Annotated in this window: 23 protein-coding genes; 15 read left to right on the forward strand and 8 right to left on the reverse strand. The window is 73.7% G+C overall.

Annotated elements, in window-relative coordinates; all coding sequences use genetic code 11:
• The first annotated feature begins 128 nt into the window (after window positions 1–128).
• Window positions 129–467 carry a protease inhibitor I42 family protein gene (locus ACFW1I_RS27275; RefSeq protein WP_384674794.1) on the forward strand — a complete coding sequence of 113 codons (339 nt, stop codon included), beginning with the start codon at window positions 129–131 and terminating at the stop codon, window positions 465–467.
• Window positions 464–1,498 carry a hypothetical protein gene (locus tag ACFW1I_RS27280; RefSeq protein ID WP_384674796.1) on the forward strand — a complete coding sequence of 345 codons (1,035 nt, stop codon included), beginning with the start codon at window positions 464–466 and terminating at the stop codon, window positions 1,496–1,498. The genes ACFW1I_RS27275 and ACFW1I_RS27280 overlap by 4 nt, the downstream gene beginning before the upstream one ends.
• Window positions 1,499–1,507: 9 nt before the next feature.
• Here ACFW1I_RS27280 and ACFW1I_RS27285 read toward each other — a convergent pair whose 3' ends face one another.
• Complete coding sequence (locus ACFW1I_RS27285; RefSeq protein WP_384674798.1) at window positions 1,508–1,873, reverse strand: hypothetical protein; 366 nt, start codon at window positions 1,871–1,873, stop codon at window positions 1,508–1,510.
• A gap of 60 nt (window positions 1,874–1,933) precedes the next feature.
• Between ACFW1I_RS27285 and ACFW1I_RS27290 the strand changes: the two genes are divergently transcribed.
• On the forward strand, window positions 1,934–2,269 hold the full coding sequence (locus tag ACFW1I_RS27290; protein ID WP_384674799.1) for a peptidoglycan-binding protein: 336 nt from the start codon (window positions 1,934–1,936) through the stop codon (window positions 2,267–2,269).
• Between the two features lie 13 nt (window positions 2,270–2,282).
• Here ACFW1I_RS27290 and ACFW1I_RS27295 read toward each other — a convergent pair whose 3' ends face one another.
• Together ACFW1I_RS27295 and ACFW1I_RS27300 are read right to left on the reverse strand one after the other, a co-directional pair.
• Window positions 2,283–2,660, reverse strand: coding sequence for a thioredoxin family protein (locus ACFW1I_RS27295; protein WP_384674800.1), 378 nt, complete (start codon window positions 2,658–2,660; stop codon window positions 2,283–2,285).
• Between the two features lie 80 nt (window positions 2,661–2,740).
• Window positions 2,741–3,346 carry a TetR/AcrR family transcriptional regulator gene (locus tag ACFW1I_RS27300; protein ID WP_384674802.1) on the reverse strand — a complete coding sequence of 202 codons (606 nt, stop codon included), beginning with the start codon at window positions 3,344–3,346 and terminating at the stop codon, window positions 2,741–2,743.
• 149 nt (window positions 3,347–3,495) lie between these two features.
• Between ACFW1I_RS27300 and ACFW1I_RS27305 the strand changes: the two genes are divergently transcribed.
• Window positions 3,496–3,963, forward strand: a complete 468-nt coding sequence (locus tag ACFW1I_RS27305) for a hypothetical protein (RefSeq protein WP_384674804.1) — start codon at window positions 3,496–3,498, stop codon at window positions 3,961–3,963.
• Between the two features lie 39 nt (window positions 3,964–4,002).
• Here ACFW1I_RS27305 and ACFW1I_RS27310 read toward each other — a convergent pair whose 3' ends face one another.
• Window positions 4,003–4,899 carry a hypothetical protein gene (locus ACFW1I_RS27310; RefSeq protein WP_384674806.1) on the reverse strand — a complete coding sequence of 299 codons (897 nt, stop codon included), beginning with the start codon at window positions 4,897–4,899 and terminating at the stop codon, window positions 4,003–4,005.
• 125 nt (window positions 4,900–5,024) lie between these two features.
• On the opposite strand from ACFW1I_RS27310, the gene ACFW1I_RS27315 reads away from it, so the two are divergent.
• From ACFW1I_RS27315 to ACFW1I_RS27335, 5 genes are all read left to right on the forward strand, one after another.
• Window positions 5,025–6,188 carry a CapA family protein gene (locus ACFW1I_RS27315; RefSeq protein ID WP_384674848.1) on the forward strand — a complete coding sequence of 388 codons (1,164 nt, stop codon included), beginning with the start codon at window positions 5,025–5,027 and terminating at the stop codon, window positions 6,186–6,188.
• A 195-nt stretch (window positions 6,189–6,383) separates the two neighbouring features.
• A complete protein-coding gene (locus ACFW1I_RS27320; RefSeq protein ID WP_384674808.1) occupies window positions 6,384–8,621 on the forward strand; it encodes a HAMP domain-containing protein in 2,238 nt (745 codons plus the stop codon).
• Between the two features lie 8 nt (window positions 8,622–8,629).
• On the forward strand, window positions 8,630–10,180 hold the full coding sequence (gene pgsB, locus ACFW1I_RS27325; RefSeq protein WP_384674850.1) for a poly-gamma-glutamate synthase PgsB: 1,551 nt from the start codon (window positions 8,630–8,632) through the stop codon (window positions 10,178–10,180).
• A 58-nt stretch (window positions 10,181–10,238) separates the two neighbouring features.
• The gene (locus tag ACFW1I_RS27330; protein ID WP_384674810.1) at window positions 10,239–10,721 is read left to right on the forward strand and encodes a poly-gamma-glutamate biosynthesis protein PgsC/CapC; all 483 of its coding nucleotides are present in this window, start codon (window positions 10,239–10,241) and stop codon (window positions 10,719–10,721) included.
• Between the two features lie 27 nt (window positions 10,722–10,748).
• The gene (locus ACFW1I_RS27335) at window positions 10,749–11,831 is read left to right on the forward strand and encodes a C40 family peptidase (RefSeq protein WP_384674812.1); all 1,083 of its coding nucleotides are present in this window, start codon (window positions 10,749–10,751) and stop codon (window positions 11,829–11,831) included.
• Between the two features lie 12 nt (window positions 11,832–11,843).
• Here ACFW1I_RS27335 and ACFW1I_RS27340 read toward each other — a convergent pair whose 3' ends face one another.
• Together ACFW1I_RS27340 and ACFW1I_RS27345 are read right to left on the reverse strand one after the other, a co-directional pair.
• Window positions 11,844–12,221 carry a fic family toxin-antitoxin system, toxin component gene (locus tag ACFW1I_RS27340; protein ID WP_384674814.1) on the reverse strand — a complete coding sequence of 126 codons (378 nt, stop codon included), beginning with the start codon at window positions 12,219–12,221 and terminating at the stop codon, window positions 11,844–11,846.
• On the reverse strand, window positions 12,221–12,466 hold the full coding sequence (locus tag ACFW1I_RS27345) for a hypothetical protein (protein ID WP_384674816.1): 246 nt from the start codon (window positions 12,464–12,466) through the stop codon (window positions 12,221–12,223). Before ACFW1I_RS27345 ends, ACFW1I_RS27340 begins: the two co-directional genes overlap by 1 nt.
• A 225-nt stretch (window positions 12,467–12,691) precedes the next feature.
• Between ACFW1I_RS27345 and ACFW1I_RS27350 the strand changes: the two genes are divergently transcribed.
• Window positions 12,692–13,063, forward strand: a complete 372-nt coding sequence (locus tag ACFW1I_RS27350) for a hypothetical protein (protein WP_384674818.1) — start codon at window positions 12,692–12,694, stop codon at window positions 13,061–13,063.
• 55 nt (window positions 13,064–13,118) lie between these two features.
• Here the strand turns inward: ACFW1I_RS27350 and ACFW1I_RS27355 are convergent, their stop codons facing one another.
• Window positions 13,119–13,889, reverse strand: a complete 771-nt coding sequence (locus tag ACFW1I_RS27355) for a hypothetical protein (RefSeq protein WP_384674820.1) — start codon at window positions 13,887–13,889, stop codon at window positions 13,119–13,121.
• A 245-nt stretch (window positions 13,890–14,134) separates the two neighbouring features.
• Here ACFW1I_RS27355 and ACFW1I_RS27360 point away from each other — a divergent pair, with 245 nt between their 5' ends.
• Window positions 14,135–14,992 carry a hypothetical protein gene (locus ACFW1I_RS27360; RefSeq protein ID WP_384674822.1) on the forward strand — a complete coding sequence of 286 codons (858 nt, stop codon included), beginning with the start codon at window positions 14,135–14,137 and terminating at the stop codon, window positions 14,990–14,992.
• Window positions 14,993–15,365: 373 nt separating this feature from the next.
• A complete protein-coding gene (locus tag ACFW1I_RS27365; RefSeq protein WP_384674824.1) occupies window positions 15,366–16,790 on the forward strand; it encodes an amidase in 1,425 nt (474 codons plus the stop codon).
• Window positions 16,791–16,802: 12 nt separating this feature from the next.
• Here ACFW1I_RS27365 and ACFW1I_RS27370 read toward each other — a convergent pair whose 3' ends face one another.
• Window positions 16,803–17,852: an Lrp/AsnC family transcriptional regulator gene (locus tag ACFW1I_RS27370; protein ID WP_384674826.1), complete on the reverse strand. Its 1,050-nt coding sequence runs from the start codon at window positions 17,850–17,852 to the stop codon at window positions 16,803–16,805.
• Window positions 17,853–17,969: 117 nt separating this feature from the next.
• Between ACFW1I_RS27370 and ACFW1I_RS27375 the strand changes: the two genes are divergently transcribed.
• The 3 genes from ACFW1I_RS27375 to ACFW1I_RS27385 all read left to right on the forward strand — a co-directional run bounded on the left by ACFW1I_RS27375 (window position 17,970) and on the right by ACFW1I_RS27385 (window position 22,067).
• Window positions 17,970–19,265 carry an MFS transporter gene (locus ACFW1I_RS27375; RefSeq protein ID WP_384674828.1) on the forward strand — a complete coding sequence of 432 codons (1,296 nt, stop codon included), beginning with the start codon at window positions 17,970–17,972 and terminating at the stop codon, window positions 19,263–19,265.
• Window positions 19,262–20,536 carry an amidohydrolase gene (locus ACFW1I_RS27380; RefSeq protein ID WP_384674830.1) on the forward strand — a complete coding sequence of 425 codons (1,275 nt, stop codon included), beginning with the start codon at window positions 19,262–19,264 and terminating at the stop codon, window positions 20,534–20,536. The genes ACFW1I_RS27375 and ACFW1I_RS27380 overlap by 4 nt, the downstream gene beginning before the upstream one ends.
• A 64-nt stretch (window positions 20,537–20,600) precedes the next feature.
• On the forward strand, window positions 20,601–22,067 hold the full coding sequence (locus ACFW1I_RS27385) for an amidase (protein WP_384674832.1): 1,467 nt from the start codon (window positions 20,601–20,603) through the stop codon (window positions 22,065–22,067).
• Window positions 22,068–22,070: the final 3 nt, after the last annotated feature.

A 22,070-nucleotide genomic window follows, 5' to 3' on the forward strand; every position in this document is an offset into this window, starting at 1 on the left:
TCGTAAACAAAAAATGTTGGTGGTGTTCAAATTTCTGTGCCGGCGGGGGGGCGCGGGGCCCCCCCCGCCCCCCCCCCCACGGCCCGTCCCCCCGCCCGCTCCGCCCGCCCCTCGCAAAGGAGGAACCGGTGGCCGAACACACCGTGGACCACACCGCAGACGGCACCACCCTCACCCTCCGTCCCGTCGACGAGCTCGTCGTCACGCTGCCCGTCAACCCGCTGACGGGCGCACTGTGGCGCGTCGCCTCGTACGACCGGGACAGCGTCGTCCTGGTGGCCGAGTCCATCGACGAGGTGGAGCCCGGGGCGATGGGAGCGGGCGGCACCCTGAGCCGCTTCCGCTTCCGGGCCGTCGCGCCGGCGCGTTGCGAACTCGTCATCGAGCTGCGCCGGGGCAGCGAACCGGCCGAGGAGGTCCCCACGTACCGACTGCGCCTGGACATCACCGAAGGGGTCCGCGCATGAGGCCCGGCACGGTCGCCATGTCCAGCGGGTCCGGTGTCGTCCGCGGCAACCACCGCTTCGACCTCGAAGCCGGGATCGAGGCCACCGGAATGGGCCGGGCGGACGTGTGGTGGCGCCAACTGCCGGGCGGCGGGCGGGAGCTCGTCCCGCTGCTCGGCGCCCGGCTCTGCCCCATGGGCGTCATCGGCTACGACCCGCTCGCGCATCAGGACCTGGCGACGCTCTCGTACCACGCCGACGCCGTCCCCGGCGGACCTGAGGGGGAGAACCGGCTCACCGCCGGCAGCGTCGTCGCCGTCCGCACCCGCTCCGGCCGGTTCGTCAAGCTCCAGGTCCAGACGTACGGCCAGGACCTGCGCATCCGCTGGCAGGCGTGCCCGCCGCCCCCTCAGTACAAGACGCTCAAGGTGCTCATCGGCGACCAGCCGGCCTGGCTCGTCCGGCGCTACACCGTGGACTGTGGCTACCAGAGCCCGGACGGCAGCGTCCAGCCGTGCGGCAGCGCCGAGTTCGGGTACGAGGGCGGCGTCCTGGAGGACCGGATCTCGGACACCGGCGGCGGATTCCCCGCCGCCGTCCGGGTCGCGATCGGCATCGACTTCCGCCCGGAGACCGGACTGCCGGTCACCCTCCGGCAGTTCGCCCCGGAGGTCGGACCGTCCGGAGCCTCCCTCGTCTACGAGCCGAGCCAGGAGATCAGGCGGATCGCACTGGTCTTCGGCCTCGACCCGCGCCCCCTGCCCCAGGACCACCTCCTGCTCCGGTGGACCTACCGCTCCGGCAGCGCCGCCGGGGCGGGCGGTCGGCACACCCTCTCCGGGGCGGACCTCCAGCAGAGCGCCGTCCAGCACGAGATCGCGTTCCCTCCCGACGGCTCCGCCTCCGCCTCGGTCGACCTCGTCGTCGACGGGCTCTACCAGGGCGCCGAACTCGTCCAGTTCACCCAGAACGTCGCCCTTCCGGCCAACGCGATCGCCTTCCGGTTCAAGAAGCAGGGGGCGGGGCCGCGGTACCGCCTCGAAGCCTTCTGATTCCGAGGATCACGCGGCATGCCGGTCCAGCCAGGCACGGTACTGCGCCTCCGTCCGGGCCGGGACGCCGACCGGCCAGGGCCACTCCAGCGCCGCGCCCCGGCGGAAGGCGAAGGTCGCCGGCGTCTCCTCGCCGACGCCCAGCACGTCCCACACCTCCGGCGCCGACGCCCGCGACACACGGCAGAACTCCACCCGGCCCTCGTACACCAGGGCCAGCCGGCGGTACCGCTCGCGCAGCCGCTCCGCCGCCCAGGCGGGCGGCGAGGAGTCGGCCGCCCACACGCTGAGGCGGTCCCTCTGGACGATGCCGTAGAAGGTGTCCAGATCGGTCACGTCGATCGGGCCCACCGGCCCGGAGGAGGCGGTGCTCACCCCTCCAGCCTGACAGTCCCCCACCCGTCCCGCACACCCGGCCGACCCCGGAGGAGAACCATGAAGCCCTGTGACGACTACGCGGCCGTCGAGACCCCGGCCGGACTCGCCTGGCTGCCCGTCTGCGACGGCACGGACACCGCGTGCGCGCTGCGCCGCGAGGCCCGCAACGCGGCCGTCCTCGCCCTCCAGGTGAGCCTGAACCAGTGCTACGGCCAGGACCTCGCCGAGGACGGCTACTTCGGCCCGGTCACGGAACGCGCGCTCAAGCGCGTACAGGCGATCATCGGCACCACGCAGGACGGCTGGTACGGCCCGTTCACCCGCGACGCCATGCTGCACGCCGGGACGTGGTCGGACGAGCGGCTGCGGTACGACGGCCCCGGCGGCGCCTGAGCCGTACGGGCGGTCAGAGGTGCCGGTCGATCCAGGCCCGGTACTCCTCCTGGGTCGCCGGCCCCGGCGCGCCGGGCCACGGCCAGTCGAGCGGCTCGCCGTTCCGGTACACGAAGGTCGTCGGGAGCATCTGGACGTGGAGCGCCTGGGCGACCTCGGGCACCACGTCCACGTCGAAGCGGTGGAACAGTTCGTGTCCCGCGTAGTCGGAGGCCAGCCGGGAGTACCGCGCCCGCAGGACCCGGCACGGTCCGCACCAGTCGGCGTCGGCGAAGCAGATGTACAGACGGTCGCGCTGGGCCAGGCCGTAGAACGTCTCGAGGTCGGTGATCTCGGTGACCCCGGAGACGACCTGCCCGCCCAGCCCGTCCTGCCGGGCCTGAGTGTCCACGTCTCCATGGTCCCCCCGGCCGCCCGGGTGCGCGCTCCGCCGCAGGGCCGGTCGGCGGACGGCGCGACACGGCGGTCGGGTCAGGGTGCTCCGACGGTCCGGTGCATGGCGCGGCGGGCGCGCTGGGACGCGGCGGGGTCGCGCTGGAGCTGGATGGCCTGGTTGGCGGCCATGGCGATGCCGTTGAGCTCGAAGGCGATCTGGGCGGGGTCGGTGTCGGAGGGCAGGTCCCCGGCCTCGACGGCGTCCGCGGCGAGGCGTCCGAGGTGGGCGAGCCAGCGGTCGGCGGTGTCCGCGATGGCGTCGCGGACCGGTCCGGGACGGTTGTCGAACTCCAGGGCCGCGGCGGTGAGGAAGCAGCCGCCGCCGGCGATCCCGTCGCGTTCGAGGTAGTCGACCCAGGCGTCGCACAGGAGGAGCAGGCGGCGGGCGCCGGGGCCGACCGCTTGCGGCGCCCTGGCCGTGACCAGTTCCTTGAACTGCTCGACCGCGACGTCGAAGGCGGCCAGTTGGAGCGCTTCCTTGGAGCCGAAGTGTCCGTGCACACCCGCCTTGCTCATGCCCAGGTCGGTGGCGAGGCGCCCGATGGTGACCCCTTCGAGGCCGTCCGTCGCGGCGATCGCCACGGCGCGGTCGAGGATGCGCGCACGGGTGTCGAGGGCTTCTGCGGCGGAGCGTCGGGGCATGTCCGGAATCTTAGCTCACGACCGTTCGTATGTGACGGGTGAACGATCGTGGGCCGACCCCGGGGGGAGCCGGGGCGGCCGGGGTGAGAGCGTTGGACCGACGGCGTCGCGGTGGAGCGGTGTCCGGGGAGCGACGAGGTGGGGAAGCCATGAGCGATGACGTCCTGTCGGTCCTGCCGACCGATCCGCACTGGCAACCCGATCGCGATGCCGTCGAGCGCGCGGTCGCGCTCGTCGAGGAGCTCGCGCCCGGGGTCGACGGCGGCGCGGACGTGGAGATCGACGTCAGCTGGTACGACGCGATGACCGCCGTCGACTGCGGGGGGAACCTGGAGAGGATCGGTTGCCCCCTGTGCCGGGCGGACATCGACACGATGTGGTGGGGCGACCTCCTGGAGGCGCACTGCGAGGACGGTTTCACCACGCTCGCGGTCCAGGTCCCGTGCTGTGGAGGGTCGACCACCCTGGACCTGCTCGACTACGACTGGCCCTGCGGCTTCGCCCGGTTCGAGATCGCCGTCTGGAACCCTGAACGGCTCTGGTTCGGCGAGGAGGAGCTGACGGCCCTGGCGGACCTGCTGGGCCATCCGGTCAAGCAGGTCCGGGCCCACATCTGACCGCTGCGGGCCGCGCGATGATCTCTCCGTGGGCCCTTGTCACGGGTGCCGCGTGCCCGACCAGGTGGACAGGAAGGTCGAGAGCGCTGCGCGCGTGCGGTCGGCCTTCGGGGTGTCGGCTCTGGCCCTCGGGGCCAGTTCCACGTGGAGGAAGGGGGTCCCGCGGCGGTGGGCCGACTTGCCCTGGGCGTTCGTGGCGCCTTCCAGGGGGCAGGGGGCGGACCAGGCCCGGCAGACGCGGAGGTCGCGGCTCCCCATGAGGTCCGCGAGGGTCGCGGCGTCCCGGGAGGCGGTGCGGGCGGCGCCGGTGGAGAGGATGGCGTCGTAGGGACGGCCGGGGGTCTGCGCGAAGCCGTGCACCTGGATGCCCGGGACGTCGCGCTTCTGCAGTTCTACGACGATGGCGTGGAAGGCGCTGTCGGTGCGGTGGGCCACGTCCGCCGCGTCACCGCGGCCGGCGGTGCGGTGGGCGCCCGCGAGGACGACTGCGCCGTGCGGAGTGCCCTCCAGGAGGTGGGCGCCCAGGGTCTCGGTGTCGCGGTCGGCCACCGGGTGCGGCACCTGGACGCTCCAGCGGAGCTCGGCGTCGGCGCTGACGTACAGGCGCCCCCAGCGGGCCTCGGGGCCCTGGCCGCGTGCCGCGACCTCGTCGTAGCGCCGACCGGAGACGGCGTCGGTCAGGCGGGTGACACGGAAGCCCACGCCGGCGAGGACGCGCTCGGCGCCGGGGCGGTCCCCGTCCAGGAGGCGGCCGACGCCGAGGGCGAGGCGCTTGCGCTCCGCGGCGCTCGGGGGCGTGTAGGGCGCGCGCTCGGCGGCCTGGCGGGCGTAGTCGACGATGCGTCGGTCGACATCGACCAGTTTCGTACCCTTCGGGGGATTCGCGGCCTCGCGGGTGGGCTCCGACAGCCGACAGCCCGCCAGGGCGAGCGACACGCAGAGGACGCCGAGAATGTGAAGGAATAGTGATGCTCTCGTGACGAACCTGCGGCGAGAGGCCACGTTGCTCGTGTGAAGATTCGTCGGTGACATTGAGTGAATCTCTCCCCATAGGGCGTGCGCTGGCGGTGACCGCTGCCTTCGCCGTTCTCGGGGCCGGTTGTGCGGCGCCCTCGAATCCGCAGGTCAAGCCGGGCGGGCGATCGTTCACCGTCGCCGCCGCAGGAGATGTTCTCATCCATCCCGAGCTCGTCGAGCAGGCGGCCAAGGACGCCGAGGAGACCGGCAAGGGCAGCGCGGGACTCGACTTCGGGCCGCTGCTCGCCGGCGTACGACCGGTGGTCGGCAAGGCCGATCTGGCCATCTGCCACATGGAGACCCCCGTGGGCAGGCCCAAGGGGCCCTTCGAGGGGTACCCCGAGTTCCTCGTCCCTCCGCAGATCCTCACGGCGCTGAAGGACGTGGGGTACGACACCTGCTCCACCGCCTCGAACCACACGTACGACCACGGGCTGAAGGCCGTGCGGCGCACCCTGGACGCCATGGACGAGGTCGGGCTCGGTCACGCCGGCTCGGCCCGTACCCGCGACGAGGCGCAGAAGATCAACATTCGTGACGTCAAGGGCGTCAAGGTGGCGCACCTGTCCTACTCGTGGGAGTCGTTCCTCAACCCCACCCCCGCGAAGGAACGCTGGGCCTTCAACCGGATCAGCACCGACGAGATCAAGAAGGCCGAGCAGCGGGCCCGGCAGCAGGGCGCCGAGGTCGTGATCCTCTCGGTCCACTGGGGGCTGGAGCACTACAACGAGCCGAGCGCGCCGCAGCTGCAGCTCGCCGAACGGCTCACCCGGGAGACCGGGATCGACCTCGTGATCGGCCACCACGCGCACGTGGTGCAGCCGATCCAGAAGCTGAACGGCACCTGGGTCGCGTACAGCCTCGGGAACCAGGTGGCCCGTCACTCGTCGCCCACCGGTCTCACCGAGGAGGGCGTGATCGGCTGGTTCGAGTTCCGGGAGACGGACGACGGCTGGGACGTCGCCGCCCGCTACCGCACGACGCTGGTCGACATCCCTCCCGAGCCGGAGGAGGGCGAGCGGCTGCCCCGTGGGGCCGTCGAGGACCACCGGCTCGTCGACGTGCGGCAGGCGCTCGACCGGCCCGGCGGCCTCTCCCCCGACCGTCTCGCCCGGTACCGCCTCGCCGCCGACCGGACGCAGGGCTTCCTCTACAACCGGGGTGCTCCGGGCGGCGACGGTCTGGCCGAGCTGTCCCTGACGGACTGAACCGGCCCCGGTTACCCCGCCGCGCCCCGTCTCCGCCACCGTCTCCGCCTCCGGCGACCCGCCGTGGGTGCCGCCCACCGCGCCCACGGGTGGCGAGCCGGGCCCCAGGAACCAGGAAAGAAAGCAGCAGTGACACAGAAGAACGCAGCGTACGCCGTCCGCGGAGGGCGGCGGCGCAGCCGCAGGCGTGCGGACATGCCGCTTCTCGGCGGCATCCGTCCGCCGATCGCCGTCCTGTGCGTACTGCTCCTGGCGCTGGCCGGACTGACGGCCAAGGTGCTCGGGCCCGCCGAGGAAGCGGTGGCCCCGCAGGCGGTGCTGTCCTCGCAGCGGTACTTCGCCGAGGACGGTGCCATCGCCCTGCGCGCCTCGATCGACGAGCGGGTCGCCGACCTGGAGCGCACCGCCGCCGCGCTGAACGCGGGCCGCCCCGTCAAGCCGGGACGGGTCCTCTCGGACCTGGGGCGGACGTACCAGAAGTGGACCGGCACCACCGTCGTGGACCTGGCGAGCGGGGACGTGCTCGCCGCTCGCGGCGAGACGATTCCCCTCGCCTGGCTCGACCGTGACGTCCTCGTCGGCGAGCGGGCCCTGACGCCGCGGATGGTGCGCCTGGAGACCGGCGACGTCCGGCTGATGACCATGGCCGTCCTGGACTGGGCCGACCGTCCCCAGCAGCTGCTGGTCGCGTCGAGCAGCCTGTCCGTGCCGGCCGTGAACCTCGGTCCGTTCCGCAGCATGTCGGTGGTGGCCGAGGACGGAGAGGTCCTCGCCACCGCGGGCTTCGAGCAGGCCGAGGCGCTCAACTCCGACCAGGAGCGCGAGGAGCTCGCCTTCCTGCGCCGGCAGATGACCCGCCTCGCCGACCAGGCCGCCGTACGGACCGAGGAGCATCCGGTCCGCGCCCGGGAGCCCGGGTCCCGTGGCTATCCCGGCGTCAGCGGCACCCTGCTCGGCGGCGCGTACAACGGACGGGTGGCCACCGCCGGGTACGCCTCGCTGGCCTCCACGGACCCCGAGGAGCGGGAGAGCGTGGCCGCGGGCCTCGGGCTCACGGTCGTCTCGCTGCTGCCCGTGGTGGAGCAGCAGCCCGAGGACCAGGACCGGCGGCTCTTCGGCCTCGCGGCGGCGGGCGCCCTCCTCCTGGTGGGGCTGGTCGCGGTCGCCGTGCTCTGGAGCACGGTCCAGCGGCCGCTGCTCCGGCTGTTCCTGGAGTCGCGCCGACTGGCGCGCGGCGACCTGCGGCGTCCGGTCCCGGTGCCGCGCCGGGGCGAGGCCCACCGGATCGGCCTCGCGCTGGAGCGGCTGCGCCGTCGTCTGAACGGCGAGGACGAGACCGTCGGCCCCGCCCGCCGGGTGCGGGTCGGGGCGCGCGGGCCGCTCGTGGCGACGGGGGTCCTGCTGCTGCTCTGGTGCGTGCCCGTCGGGCTGCTGCTGAACCGTACGGACGGGTCCGTGAGCGTGCCGACCACGATGGTCAACGACCAGCGGGAGCGTACGGACCTGATCGCCGACCGGCTGCGTCGGGCGCTCAACGAGGCCCAGGCGGACCTCGTCTCCGTCTCCCGTGCGATCGGGGCCGGCGACAGCGGTGCCGCGGGCCGTCTGCTGGCGGACGCCCTGGTCAAGCACGGCCGCTACCAGGCCCTCTACGTCGTCGCCGCCGACGGTTCCGTCACCGCCCGCGCGGGTGGTGAGCCGCACGCCTGGAGCGGCGGCGAGGACCGGCCGCCGGTGCGGGTGTCGGGGCAGGGCGGCAAGAAGCCGGTCGTCCAGGCGTCCGCCCCCGTGCCCGGCGGCAGCACCCTGGTCGGCGAGATCCGGGTGGAGTTCCTCAACTCGCTGCTGGCGCGGCCCGGCCTCGGTGAGGTCCGGGTGGTGGACGCAGCCGGGCTGACCATCGCCGCCAGCGACGGGTTCCGGGCCTTCGAGCGGCTGCCGGACCAGGCGCTGACGGATCTGGTCCGCGCGGCAGGCGTCCGGGTCGGGGCGGGGCCGGTCGAGAACGGGCTGCTCCTCCGGGACGGCGACGGGATCACCGTGGCCGCGGCGGCGCCGTTCTCCGGCGGTGGTGTCACCGCCGACATCGGCTGGACCGTGGTCAGCAGGCAGGACGCGGCCGGCTTCCAGATCACCGCGTACGAGCGCGAGGACCGCGGCGTCCTGGCGGGGATGCTCGGTCTCGCCGCCGCCATGCTCTGCCTCGGCTGGATCCACCTCGTGGTCGTCCGGCCGCTGCGCGCCCTCGCGCGGAGCGCCGAGCAGCTCGCGGACGGCGATCTCAGGACCGTCCTCTATCCCCGCTACCAGGACGAGGTGGGCGCCGTCGTCCGCAGCCTGGAACTCCTGCGCCAGCGGGCGCAGGCCCACCGACACGACCAGGCCCGCCGGCCCTCGGACGCCCCGTCCGGCGCCGGCACGGGCGGAAGGTGACACGGGACGTGCTCTACCTCTACTTCGTCCTTCTGGTCAGCAGCGTCGCCCTGCTGATCGCGGGCATCGTGGAACAGCGCAGGCACTACGCCGCCCTCCACGTCATCCCGGCCCGGGTCCTGGTCAACGGGATCCGGGGCAAGTCCTCCATCACCCGCCTGTGCGCGGGCGCCCTGCGCGGCGGCGGTCTCGTCACCGTCGCCAAGACCACGGGCACGGCCGCGCGGTTCATCCACCCGGACGCGACCGAGGAGCCGGTCTACCGCAAGTTCGGCATCGCCAACGTGGTGGAGCAGATCGGCATCGTGCGGCGGGCCGCCGCCTACCGGCCGCACGCGCTCGTGATCGAGTGCATGGCCGTCATGCCGGCGCTCCAGGAGGTCAACCAGAGCAAGCTGATCCGCTCCACCATCGGCGTCCTGTGCAACGTCCGCGAGGACCACCTGGCCGAGATGGGCCCCACGCTGGACGACGTGGCCCGGTCGCTGTGCCGCTCGATGCCGGAGAACGGCATCTGCGTCACCGCCGAGAAGGAACGTTTCGCCATCCTGCAGGAGGAGGCCGACGCCCGGAACTGCCGGCTCGTCTACGCCGACCCCGAGTCGGTCTCCGACGCGGAGCTGCGGGGCTTCAGCTGGTTCACCTTCAAGGAGAACGTGGCGATCGCCCTCACGGTCGCCGAGCTCCTCGGCGTCGAACGGCAGGTCGCCCTGCAGGGCATGTACGACGCTCCGCCGGACCCCGGCGTCCTCTCCGTGGAGCGTTACGTGACGCCTGAGGGAAAGCGCCTCGCGTTCGCCAACGTCTTCGCGGCCAACGACCCCGAGTCGACGCTGATGAACGTCAACCAGCTGCTCGATCTCGGTGCCGTCGGCCGCCCGCTGAACGTCGTCGTCAACTGCCGGCCCGACCGCGTCGAACGCAACGGGCAGATGGGCGAGATCGTGCCCGATCTGAAGCCGGACAACGTCTTCGTCATCGGGCACCCCGCCAAGAGCGCCATCGACGCCATCCCCGCCGCCTGGCGGGACCGGGCGGTCGACCTCGGCGGCGAGCGGCGTCCGGCCGAGGAGTTCATGCCCGCCATGCTGGCCGCGATGCCCGACGGCTCCTCGCTCGTGGCCATCGGCAACATCCACGGCCAGGGCGAGGAGCTGCTGGAGTACCTGGCCGGACTGCCCGCGGACGACAGCCCGGCCGGGCCCGCGCCGGCCGCCGCCACCCGGGAGGCGCCGAACGGCCCGGCGTCCGAGGAGCCGCACGAGACGTCCCAGACGCTCAGGATCCCGCGCCTCCGGCTCCCGGCGCGGAACGCCGACGCGTACCGGGACGCGAAGCCCGCCTCCCCCGCGCAGCCGGACGCGTATCGCGCCTCCGACGTGTACCCGCTGCCGGTCCGGCGCCCCGTGCCGGGCGGATCCGGTGCCGCCGAGCGGGTGGCGCCAGGCCCGGGCCCGGGACGGCGCTCCGGGCCGCCCGGGCAGGCCGAGGACCCCGCGTCGTTCGGCTGGTTCCCCACTCCGGACGGCGGTGACGAGCGGCCGCCGGCCCGCTCCTGAACCGCCCGCCGCTCCCCACCCACCCGCTTCCCTCCCGTACCCGCGTCCGGAGCCCCCGTTGACCACCGCCGCACTGACCCCCGAGATGGCCGCCCTGGGCATCGCCATCGGGCTGCTGTTCTCCCTGCTGTGCTACCTCACCACCAACCTCTCCCCCGGCGGGATGATCACCCCGGGCTGGCTGGCCCTGACCCTCATCGAGGACCTGCAGCGCGCCGCCATGGTCGTCGGCGTCACCGCCCTGACCTACGCGGGCACCAGGCTCATGCAGCGGCTGGTGATCCTGTACGGCAAGCGCCTCTTCGCCGCGGTGGTGCTGCTGGGCGTCCTGCTCCAGGCCACGGTGATGATCGTCCTGTCGATCGAGTTCCCGCTCCTGTACGGCAACCAGACCCTGGGCTTCATCGTCCCCGGCCTCATCGCCTACCAGCTGGTGCGCCAGCCGAAGGGGCCGACCCTGCTGGCCACGGCCACCGTCTCGCTGACGGCCTACATCGTCATCGCCGCCGGCCTGCTGCTCGGCGTCATGCCCGCGGTCTGAGCCCGCCCGAGAATCAGAGGAAGAACCATGTCAGGGAAGAAGAAGTCCCGTCCGGTCCTCTCGGGCCTCGTCGTCCTCGGGCTCGTCGCGGCCTCGGGGTACCTCACCCTCGAACTGCGCGCCCAGGAGGAGCGGGGCGTCACCGAGGTCCGCGACGTCGGGGTCCTCGACGGCACCCGGGCGAAGGCCGCCGGTGCGGCCGCGGACCCGGACGAGCAGCGGTGGTCGCGGCTGGAGAACCCCGCGCGCAGCGTGCTCCGCGGCGCCGACGGCCAGGTGAAGGCGGTGCTGACGGACGGCGCCCGCACGGCCGTCCTCAAGGGCCCGGCGCGCACGTTCGCCGAGCCGGCGTCGACCGCCTCCCGGGTCTCCACGACCGACTGGGTGCGCCTCATGCCGAAGCGCTGGACCAAGGACGCGCAGAACGCGACGTGGTTCAAGGAGTGGTACGCCGAGTACGCGACGAGCCGGGAGGACGACATCTTCGCCGTCGCCTTCCAGTACGTGGCGGGCGCCGCGCAGCGCAAGGACGCGCAGGGACTGGTCATCGCGGGCGACGCGAACTTCGGCCCGCTGAACACCTCCGGCGCGGAGGGCGGCGACCTGCGCCTCGAACAGTCCGACTTCTACGACTTCCTGGGTACGCCGTACCCGTTCCGCGACGGCGCCGTCGGCACGCCCGAGGCCGTCCGCGCCCGGTCCCTGGACTGTTCCGGCTACATCCGGATGGTGATGGGCTACCGCGCCCGCTACCCGCTGATGTCCTCGGACACGTCCGGCGACGGCCTGCCCCGCACCGCGAACGGCATGGCGCGCTCCGGCGAGGGGACCGACGTCCTCCCGCTCACCGGCATCGCGGCGAAGGACCGCCCCTCCGCGATCGACCAGCTGCAGCCCGGCGACCTCGTCTTCTTCAAGCTCGACGCCCGCACCGGGCAGCGCCTCGACCACGTGGGCATGGTCCTCGGTCACGACACCGAGGGGCACCTGATCTTCGTGTCCAGCCGGGAAGAGGTCAACGGTCCCACCATCGGAGACATCGGCGGGGTCTCCCGCCTGGACGGCAACGGCTACTACGCCAAGACCCTCCGCAGCGCCAAGCGCCTCTGAACCGCGGTCGCCTCAGTCGCGCGGCGACCAGGTCCGCAGGAGGGTGGCGATGGCTGCCGCGCCGCAGGCGGGGTCGCGCAGGAGGTCGCGCAGGGCGAGGGCGTCCTCGCGGGTGGGGTGCACCTCGATGCCGGAGGCCTCCAGGTACATGACGCCGGTCGCCGCCGCGACGGCGAGGTTGGAGCGGTCCAGCCAGCGGCAGCGGCCGAGGACGTGGACGAGGGCGGCGGCGCGGGCGTAGGCGCCGTCGTAGACGGGGTGGTCGAGCAGCTCGGCCCGGTGGCAGGCGACGGCCGCCCCCGGCACTCCGTAGTCCTCGGGCGCGGGATCGTCGGCGCCCGCGAGTTCGGCGACCTGGAGGATCCAGGGGACGTCGATGTGGAGTTCCATCAAGCGGCCTGCGGCCCCGTGGAACGGCGCGCCGCGTCCTCGGCCTCGGCCTCGTCGAAGAGGGCCTGGTGCTCGTCCAGGAAGCGGCGCGCCGCGTCCAGGCCGCGCCGGCGCATGCCGTCGGCGTCGTCCCGCACGAGGGAGGCGATGTAGTCGCCCAGGCTCAGGCCGCGGTCCTTCGCGCGCGCCCTGGCCAGTTCCGCGATGTCGTCGTCGACGCGGGCGCCCAGCTGTGTCTTTCCCATGCCTGGGATGGTAACGAGTGTTACCAGTCGTGGGAAGGCTCCGTGCCCGGGGAGGCGACTGAAGACCGCCGCACCTCGAGGGGAGGCCGCTGACGGCGACCCTGCGGTGACCGGATTCCCCCCCGTCCCGGAACTGCCGCTCCTCTCCCGGCGTCCCGCTTACGCTGGCCGTGACCACGGCCAGGGGCCGAGACACGGCCACGATCGAACGAGGGGGGTGCGCCCATGCCGTACGAGGTAGGCGCGCAGGTGAGGCTCGTCAGGGACGTCCAGGTGGGCGGGACCGACACCGCGGGCAGGATCGGCTTGCCCGGTCCGCTGTTCCTCGCCGAGGGTCTGAGGGGCGTCGTGACGGGCCGGGCGCAGGTGGAGGCGCGCGGGATGGCCCAGGACGCGCTCGCCGAGTTCGACCGGCAGGTCGGCGGGCAGCGGTACGACGCCCACACGACCGGGCTGTTGGGGCACGTCCGCGAGCAGATCATCCGGCATGGTGCGGTCGGTTCCGGAGGGGCCGGCGCCCGGGTCGGCTACCAGGTGCGCTTCGAGAACGGGTTCGTCCTCCACGGCCTTGAGGAGGACTCGCTGTCCCGCGCCTGACGGCGTGCCGCCGAACCTCCCGTTGTCGGCGGGGGGTTCGGCGGTCCGGCGCTGCTCAGGCCGGGTAGGTGATTGAGCCCAGGGGCGGGCAGGGCAGGAGCGTGGTGCCGGCGCCGGGGCGTTCGACGAAGGCCCGGGCCTCGGCGGCGCGCTCGCGGCGGGAGTCCAGGCCGTCGGCGTACCAGGCGTCCTGCCGGGCGCGAGTGTAGTCCCACGAGTCGTCGAGGAGACTGAGGCTGGTGTTGCCGGCGCTGCGCTCGAAGTCCGCCTTCACCGCGGCCTGGCGGAGCGCGGTCTGGATCGCCGCGAGTTCGATGCGGGTGCCCAGGACGCCGGGGGTGTTCGGTTCGCGGGTCGGCATGGGGGCCTGCGGGAGGAGCGAGACTCCGGTGTCGAGGCGGCCGATGTTGTCGACGCTCGCGTCCTGGGCCTCCCGCAGCATGGTGTGCATCTCCCGGTGCAGCCAGAAGAACTCGTCGAAGTCGGCCTGGGTGACCCGGATGCGCTGGTACAGGGCCTGGAAGCGGGGGTCGTGGTGCAGCGGCCGCATGGGGGCGGCGTGGAGCCCGACGCAGTCGTTGAAGCCGACGGACACCGCGGCGTCGAGGTGCTGGAGGGCCTGGTCCGTCTGCCCGTACGCGAGGGCCACCGCGCCGAGGTTCGTGTGGCCCGGGATGGCGAGCCAGGCGCCGTCGGGGCCGAGCGTCGCTGCGCGCGCGACGAGGTCGTGGAGTCCCGACGTGACCGACGGGGTGGGGCCCTGGGTCAGCAGCTCGACCAGCACGTCGTGAGCACGGGTGATCAGTGAGTGGACGGTGTCGGCCATGGATCTCCTCGGACCTCGGTCGGTGGTGACGAGCGCAGGGAAGTGGTGTGCGGCGGTCCCCTGGGAGATGACGGGCGGACGGGGCGAGTGGTTCCTGGCCGCAGGTCGGTGGCGAATTCCGTTCCCTGATGGGGCAGTTGCGGGCCCGGCATCGGGCCGCTCCGCAGCCTTGCGCACATCGGAGAATCGTTCAACAATCCTCCACAGCACAGGAAGTGGCGAGTCGGTCGCGACAGGAGCGTGCCATGCGCTGGTGGAAACGCAGCACTCCCGATCCGTACGCGGTCTCCGACGGCCTGCGCAGCCGGGCCGATCGCCTGGCCCTCACGCGGCCGGAGACCCCCGAGGCGCTGGCGGCGGCGCGGGACGCCGCCGCGGCGGCCGCCGAGCTCGTGCGTGTCGTCGACGACCTGGCGAGCCGGCGCCGGCTCGCCCGGGCGCTGTGGCGCGAGACCTCCGCGCTGCTGCTCGCCGGCCGGGGGGACGAGACGGAGGGGCCGGCCCGTCGGTGCTGGGAGACCTGCACCATGCTGCTGGCCGTGCGGGGCCTGGGGGACGCGGCCCGGGCCGATGAGCTGACGGGTGAGGTGGTGGGATACCTGGGGGTGCTCACCGCGGCGTGCTACGCCTACGGGCGGCCCGACGAGGTGCCGCGGCTGCTCGCGGCAGCGGAGTCCGCGGTGGCGCGGAGCGCCGGGCCGCGTACCGAGCAGGCCCGGGCCCGGCTCGACGTCTTCCCCCTGGGGACGGCGGCCGACGTCTACGCCGCCGCGCGGATCGCGGGGCAGTGGCCCCTGGTCGCCCTGGAGACGACGCATGCGGTCGTCGTCGGCAAGCGGGCCGCCGAGACGCTCCGACGGCACGCGAACGAAGGGCCGACCGAGGTCGTGGAGTTCGCCCGCGCGCTGCAACTGGTGAGCCGGCTGCTGTGTGTCTCGGACCGGATCGAGGAGTCGGCGGCCACGCTCGACGAGGCGATCACGGCCATGTCCGGCTGGGCCCGGCGCGGCCCCTCCCTCGCCGCCTTCCACCAGGGCCTGCGCGCCGAACGCGCCGGCCTGGACGACGTCCTCGCCCGCCGCGCGGGCCGCGGTCGGGCGTAGGTCCGCCTCCGAGGGCCCCCGGTGCCGCCGGGGGCCCGCACGCCGGATTCGGGTGCGGGAGCGCCGCCTCTGCCGGATTCCTGCACTTGCGGCGTCCTTCGCGTGGTGGGGCGGATGCTGTGGGCACCCGGTGCGACCGTCCCGGGGAAGCGTGTCCCGGCGCGGCCCCTCCGTCGTGCGGCTGCCGCCGGTCGCGGGACGGCCCGACGGCGAAGGAGTTCCGGCGATGGCGAGTGTGCGGATGCGCGCCGTGGCGGCGTACGGTCCGCCGCGCCGGTGACCGGGGTGCGAGCGCGGCCGGTCCGCGCGCCTCCGGCCGTACCCGCGCCCCGTCCCCTCCCCCGCACTCCCCTACGCCCGCCCTGGAGACCCGATGCCCCGTCCCGTCCACCCCGAGATCTGCGACGCCCCCGCGTCCGAGCTGGTCCGCCGCCTGCGGGCCCGCGAGCTGTCCGCGCGGGAGGTGGTGGGCGCGCACCTGGAGCGGATCGAGCAGCTCAACCCGACGCTCAACGCCCTCGTCACCCTCACCGCCGACCGGGCCCTCGAAGCGGCCGCCGCCGCCGACGAGCGCCTGGCGCGCGGCGAACCGGTCGGCCCGCTGCACGGGCTGCCGGTCGCGCACAAGGACACCCACAACACGGCCGGCATCCGCACCACCCACGGCTCCCCCGTCCTCGCCGACCACGTCCCCGAGCACGACGACATCAGCGTCGAACGGATCCGCGCGGCCGGCGCCATCACGCTCGGCAAGACCAACGTGCCGGAGTTCGGGGCGGGTTCGCACACCTTCAACCCGCTCTTCGGGCCCACCCGGAACCCGTACGACACCACCCGCTCGGCCGGCGGCAGCAGCGGAGGCACGGCCGCCGCCGTGGCCGCCGGGCTCCAGCCGCTGGGGGACGGCAGCGACATGGGCGGATCGATCCGCAACCCGGCCTCCTTCTGCAACATCGTGGGGCTGCGCCCCTCGCCGGGCCGGGTGCCGCTGTGGCCGGACTTCACGCCGTGGGCCACGCAGGTCGTGCAGGGCCCGATGGCCCGCACCGTGACCGACGTGGCCCTGCTGCTCTCCGTGATGGCCGGCCCGGACCCGCGGTGCCCGGTCTCCATCGACCAGGACCCGTCCGCCTTCGCCGCGCCGCTCGAAGGGGACGTACGACACCTCCGCGTCGCCTGGTCGCCCGATCTGGGCGGCGCCGTCCCCGTCGAACCGGTCGTGTCGGCGGCCGTCGAAGCGGCGGCCGGGGTCTTCACCGGCCTGGGCTGCGCCGTCGTCCGCGACTGCCCCGACCTCACCGGCGCCGACGACGTCTTCCGCACCCTCCGGGGCTGGCAGATGGCCACCGTCCTCGGGCCCGCCCTCGAAGCCCACCGCGACCGGGTCAAGCCGTCGCTGGCCGCCAACATCGACTTCGGGCAGCGGCTGACCGGCGCCGACCTGGGCCGCGCCGAACTCCTGCACGGCGAACTCTTCCACCGCATGCGGGAGTTCTTCACCCGGTACGACGTCCTGCTGCTGCCCGTCAGCCAACTCCCCCCGTTCCCGGTGGAGATCGAGTACCCGGCCGAGATCGACGGGACGACGATGCACGACTACCTCGACTGGATGAGGTCCGCGTACTACATCAGCGCCACCGGGAGCCCCTCCCTCGCCGTCCCCGCCGGCTTCACCCCCGAGGGGCTCCCCCTCGGGGTGCAGCTCGTCGGCCCCCACCGCGCCGAACTCTCCCTGCTGCGTGCCGGGTACGCCTTCGAGCAGGCCACCCGGCACGGGGAGCGCCGGCCGGGCGCGTAGGGGCCGGTCGCCTCACACCTCGGGGGGTGCCAGCGGGACCCGGCCGAGGGCCCTGCCGTCGTGGTCGAGGAGCCAGCCCATGCGCTTGCGCGTGTGCAGCGTCACGGTGCGGTCCTTGATCTCCAGCGCCGGGAACTGGTCGACGAGGTGTGCCTCGAAGGGGTCGACGGCCTGCAGGCCGTGCAGCAGGACCTGGACGAAGAGGTTGTGCGGGCCGGTGACCGAGGCGCACATCCGGACCTGCCCGAGGCGGGCCAGCGCCTGCCCGGTCCGCCCGAGCAGGGCGTGCGGCACCGACATCCGGTACATGACCATCGTCCCCAGTCCGGCGAGGGGATACACGAAGTCGCAGCGCAGCGTGATGTCACCGTCGCGGAGCATCCGCTGCACCCTGCGGCGGGCGGTGTGCTCGCTCAGCCCCGTCGCCGCGGCGAGGGCCGTGTAGCCGAGGCGCCCGTCCGCGCCGAGGGCCTGGAGCAGCGCCTGGTCCTCCGCCGACTCCCTGGGGTTGCGGCGGGTGGCGTACGGGGTGCGGCTCGGCAGGCACGACGTGCCCAGTTCCGCCCGCCGGGCCGGTTCCATGGCCCGGATGCGCCAGTCGCCGCCCTCGCCGTACAGGGAGATGCCGAGCCGCGTCCGCGCGGACCGCACGCCGCGCATGCCCCCGATGACCTGGTGCACGGCCCGGCCCATGCCCGGCAGGTCGGCGGCCCCGACGGACAGCATCAGGTCGAAGTCGCCGGCCGTCTCGTCGACGCTGAACACCCACGGCAACGCGCTCGCCGCCGCGCCGACCGCCTCGTGGGCGCGGGGCCGGCACCGCACCTCGACGAAGGCCACGGTCGTCGTCCTGGCCGAGTCGTACGCGGTCACCCACGCCAGCCCGTTCTCCCGCAGCCGCTCCCAGCGGCGCGCGGCGGTCGTCGCGTCGATCCCCAGCGCCTTCCCGATCCGCGACCAGGGCGCGCGGGGCGCGGACTGCAGGGCGTCGAGCAGAGCCAGGTCCTGCTCCGTGAACCGGACCTCGCCGTCCGGCCGGATCGTCGTGCGGGAATCCTGCACAGCCGGTGCCTGCGGAGAATTTTCCTGCAGATTCGCCAGAGTTCGCGTCACGGGCCGGATCTTAGGGGCACTTCCGGCCGGGCGTACAGGGCCCGGCCGACGGTGATGAGGAGTGCCATGTCTGCTCCGCCCCCGCACCCGTCCCCGGCCGCGACGGACGCGACGCCCCGAGGCAGGCGCGTCGTCAGGACCACGGTCGCCCTGCTCTTCGCCGCCTGGCTGATCGACTACACCGACCGGCTCGTCATCAACCTCGTCCTGCCCGACCTCGGCGAGGAGTTCGATCTGAGCCGTGGCCAGCAGGGTCTGGTCGTGTCGGCGTTCTTCCTCGCCTACGCCCTCTGCCAGATCCCCGGCGGCATGCTCGCCGACCGCTTCGGCGCCCGCCGGGTCACCCTCTGGGCCCTGCTCGCCTGGTCCCTGTTCACCGCGCTGACCGGTTTCGCGTGGTCCTTCGCCGCTCTGCTCCTCCTGCGGTTCGCGTTCGGCGCGGCCGAGGGCGTCTTCCCGCCCGCCTCGTTGAAGGTGCTGGTCGAGCGCACGGCTCCCGCCGAACGGGCCGGCGCCAACGGTGTGGTCATGAGCTCCAACGCGATCGCCGGCATCCTCACCCCGCTCGTCGCCGTCCCGCTGCTCGCCGCGTTCGGCTGGCGCTCGGTGTTCTTCTCGACCGCCGCGCTCGGCGTGTTCGTCGTCGTGGCCATACGCCTGTGGCTGCCGGACCCCGTCCCCTCCGCCGACCCCGAGCCGGAGCACTCCGAGCGACCGCCCCGCGTGCGCGAGGTGCTGCGCCACGGCGTGCTGTGGCGCTTCGCCGCGATGATGTTCGGCTACAGCACCATCATCTGGGGGCTCAACACCTGGATCCCGACCTACCTGGAGGACGAGCGCGGCCTGCCGGTCACCTCGCTCGGTCCGGTCCTCGCGCTCCCCGCGCTGGCCGCCGCGGCCGCGACCGTCATCGGCGGGCGGCTGTCCGACCGCTTCGAGGGCCACCACCGCAAGGTGATCGTGCCCGGCATGGCCGTCGTCGCCGTCACCCTGCCCCTGGCGGCCTGGTCCTCGTCGTTCACCGGATTCGTGGTCTTCGGCACCCTCGCGGTCTTCAGCGCCTCCCTCTCGTACATGCCGATCCTCTCCGTGCCGATGCGCGCCCTGCCGCCCGCCTACGTCGGCGTGGGCAGTGCCGTCGTGATCTTCGGCGGGCAGGTGGCCGGCATGGTCGCACCGCCCGTCATGGGCGTGATCGCCGACGCCTTCTCCTTCGAGACGGCCTTCGCCTTCCTCGTCCTCGGAGCGGTCGTCGCGGCGGCGATGGCCCTGCTCACCCCCCAGGACACCGACTCCTTCCGCGCCGCTCTCGGCGCGGCCTCCCCCACCCGTCCGTCCGTCGAATCGGAGCAGCAGTCATGACCGTCACCACCCCCCTCGCCGCCCTGACGACCGGCCTCGCGGACCGGCTCCCCGGCCTGCGGGCGCTGTACGAGGACCTGCACGCCCACCCCGAGCTGTCGTTCCAGGAGGTCCGCACGGCGGGGATCGTCGCCGGCCTCCTGCGCGAGCAGGGCTGGGACGTCACCGAGGGCGTCGGCGGCACCGGCGTCGTCGGTGTCCTCGCCAACGGCGACGGCCCCGTCGTCCTGCTCCGCGCCGACATGGACGCCCTGCCGGTCGAGGAGAAGACGGGCCTGCCGTACGCCTCCACCGCGACGGCCGTCGACCGTGACGGCCATCGGGTCCCGGTCATGCACGCCTGCGGCCACGACATGCACGTCACCTGTCTGCTCGGTGCCACCGCCCAGCTCGCCGCGGGCCGGGAGCACTGGAGGGGGACGGTGGTCGCCGTCTTCCAGCCGGCCGAGGAGGTCGGCGGTGCGGGCGTGATGATCGAGGACGGGTTCCTGGACCGCTTCCCCCGGGCCGACGTCTGTCTCGCCCAGCACGTCATGCCCGCCCCGGTCGGCTTCGTCGCCACCCGTCCGGGCCCGCTGATGTCCGCGTCCGACAGCCTCCGGGTCCGTCTCCACGGGCGGGGCGGGCACGGCTCCGCGCCGGAGCTGACCGTGGATCCGGTGGTGATGGCGGCGGCGGTCGTGATGCGTCTGCAGACGGTCGTGGCGCGCGAGGTGGGCGGGACGCAGACGGCGGTGGTGACCGTCGGCTCGATCCACGCCGGCACGAAGGAGAACATCATCCCCGACACCGCCGAGCTCCTGGTGAACGTGCGCAGCACCACCCCGGCGGTGCGCGACCGGGTCCTCGCGGCCGTCGAGCGCGTCGTCCGGGCCGAGGCCGCCGCGTCCGGCGCCCCCGAGGACCCCGAGATCACCCGCCTGCCGTCGTTCCCGGTGACGGTCAACGACCCGGAGACCACGGCCGCCGTCATGACCGCGCTCGGCGACGCGCTGGGCCGGGACACGGTCGTCACCCTGCCCCAGCCGTTCACCGGCAGCGAGGACTTCGGCCTCTTCGGGACCGCCCTCGGCGTCCCCTCCGTCATGTGGCACTTCGGCGGCGCCGACCACGCCCTGTTCCAGGACCTCGACCCCGACGACGTCCTGGAGAACGGCCTGCCGGCCTCCGTACCCACCAACCACTCGCCGCACTACGCCCCCGTGCCCGATCCGACCATCCGGCTCGGTGTCACCGCGCTGCTGGCCGCGGCGGGGCACTGGCTGCGCTGAGACGACGCCAGGCGACCGACCGCACCGACCCCGCCGGGAGGCGGGCCCTCACGAGAGGAACACCATGTCCGCGCACCACCCCGCCCCGGCCCCCACCGACGGGGACGACCTCTGCTACCTCGGCGCCACCGAGGCCCTGCGCCTGTTCGCCTCCCGCGCGCTGTCGCCCGTCGAGCTCATGCGGGCCGTCGCCGACCGCGCCGAGAGGACCGAGCCGCGGCTCAACACCTTCACCGAGCGCCTCTTCGACGAGGCCCTCGACCAGGCCCGGCACGCCGAGGACCGCTATCTCGGCAAGAACGGCCTCGCACCTCGTCCGCTCGAGGGCATCCCGGTCGCGGCGAAGGAGAAGCACGCGATCCTCGGCCGTTCCCTCACCGAGGGCTCCCTCGCCCGCAAGGACGAGGTCGCCACCGAGAACCACCCCGTCGTCGACCGGATCCTCGACGCCGGCGGCATCATCCACGCCCGCACCACCACGCCCGAGTTCTCCCTCGCGACCTACACCCACTCCCGGATGTGGGGCGTCACCCGCAACCCGTGGAACCCGGACTTCACGCCCGGCGGCTCCTCCGGCGGCTCGGGCGCCTCCCTCGCCGCCGGTACGTCCCTGCTCGCCTCCGCCTCCGACATCGGCGGCTCCACCCGCGTCCCGGCCGCCTTCACCGGGACGGTCGGCTTCAAGGCACCGTACGGCCGCAACCCCGGCCTCGGCGTCCTGGCCGCCGACCACTACCGGGGCGACGGCCCGATGGGCCGCTGCGTCGACGACGTCATCGCCTTCCAGAACGTGCTGTCCGGGCCCGACCCCCGCGACCACACCTCCGTCGCGCCCAAACTCACGCTCCCCACCGCATACGAGGACGCGGCCGGTCTCCGCGTCGCCCTGTGCGTGCGGCTCGGCGAGTACGAGGTCCACCCCGAGGTCGAGGCCAACACCCGGGCGGCCGCCCGGGCCCTCGCCGACGCCGGGGCGCGGGTCGAGGAGATCACGCTCCCCTGGACCCACCTGGACCTGCTGACCGCGATCGCCGGCCACTTCTCCGGCATCTTCGGCGCCATGGTCGAGGAGACCGCCGCACGCCACCGCGACCTGCTCAGCCCGTACACGGTCGCCTTCGCCGACCTGATGGCGTACGCCCGCACCCAGGCGACCTACCTCGACGCCCTGCGCGCGGAGCACCGCCTGCAGCGCCAGCTGGCCACCGCCATGGACGGATTCGACGCCCTGGTCTGCCCCACCACCGCCATCCCCGGCTGGCACGCGGGCGACGACCTGGCGGGCGACAAGGTCGTCGTCCACGGCGAGGAGACGGTCGACGTCCTGTGGGCCGCCATGACCAGCCCGTTCAACATCAACAACCGCTGCCCCGTCCTCAACGTCCCTTCGGGGATGTCCGGTTGGGGCATCCCCACCGGCCTCCAGATCGTCGGCCACCCCTACGACGACGCCACCGTCTTCCGCGTGGGCAAGGCCCTGGAGGCCGTGCGCCCCTGGTCGTACGACGCCGTCAGGTCCCTGCTGCGCTGATGC

The organism is Streptomyces sp. NPDC058955, from assembly GCF_042741435.1.
GTDB lineage: Bacteria > Actinomycetota > Actinomycetes > Streptomycetales > Streptomycetaceae > Streptomyces.

What these genes read in the sequence shown, in the direction of transcription:
- ACFW1I_RS27280 (WP_384674796.1), top strand. Translation starts at nt 464, where the DNA reads ATGAGGCCCGGCACGGTCGCCATGTCCAGCGGGTCCGGTGTCGTCCGC.
- ACFW1I_RS27290 (WP_384674799.1), top strand. Translation starts at nt 1,934, where the DNA reads ATGAAGCCCTGTGACGACTACGCGGCCGTCGAGACCCCGGCCGGACTC.
- ACFW1I_RS27300 (WP_384674802.1), bottom strand. Translation starts at nt 3,346, where the DNA reads ATGCCCCGACGCTCCGCCGCAGAAGCCCTCGACACCCGTGCGCGCATC.
- ACFW1I_RS27305 (WP_384674804.1), top strand. Translation starts at nt 3,496, where the DNA reads ATGAGCGATGACGTCCTGTCGGTCCTGCCGACCGATCCGCACTGGCAA.
- ACFW1I_RS27320 (WP_384674808.1), top strand. Translation starts at nt 6,384, where the DNA reads ATGCCGCTTCTCGGCGGCATCCGTCCGCCGATCGCCGTCCTGTGCGTA.
- ACFW1I_RS27335 (WP_384674812.1), top strand. Translation starts at nt 10,749, where the DNA reads ATGTCAGGGAAGAAGAAGTCCCGTCCGGTCCTCTCGGGCCTCGTCGTC.
- ACFW1I_RS27340 (WP_384674814.1), bottom strand. Translation starts at nt 12,221, where the DNA reads ATGGAACTCCACATCGACGTCCCCTGGATCCTCCAGGTCGCCGAACTC.
- ACFW1I_RS27345 (WP_384674816.1), bottom strand. Translation starts at nt 12,466, where the DNA reads ATGGGAAAGACACAGCTGGGCGCCCGCGTCGACGACGACATCGCGGAA.
- ACFW1I_RS27350 (WP_384674818.1), top strand. Translation starts at nt 12,692, where the DNA reads ATGCCGTACGAGGTAGGCGCGCAGGTGAGGCTCGTCAGGGACGTCCAG.
- ACFW1I_RS27355 (WP_384674820.1), bottom strand. Translation starts at nt 13,889, where the DNA reads ATGGCCGACACCGTCCACTCACTGATCACCCGTGCTCACGACGTGCTG.
- ACFW1I_RS27360 (WP_384674822.1), top strand. Translation starts at nt 14,135, where the DNA reads ATGCGCTGGTGGAAACGCAGCACTCCCGATCCGTACGCGGTCTCCGAC.
- ACFW1I_RS27365 (WP_384674824.1), top strand. Translation starts at nt 15,366, where the DNA reads ATGCCCCGTCCCGTCCACCCCGAGATCTGCGACGCCCCCGCGTCCGAG.
- ACFW1I_RS27375 (WP_384674828.1), top strand. Translation starts at nt 17,970, where the DNA reads ATGTCTGCTCCGCCCCCGCACCCGTCCCCGGCCGCGACGGACGCGACG.
- ACFW1I_RS27380 (WP_384674830.1), top strand. Translation starts at nt 19,262, where the DNA reads ATGACCGTCACCACCCCCCTCGCCGCCCTGACGACCGGCCTCGCGGAC.
- ACFW1I_RS27385 (WP_384674832.1), top strand. Translation starts at nt 20,601, where the DNA reads ATGTCCGCGCACCACCCCGCCCCGGCCCCCACCGACGGGGACGACCTC.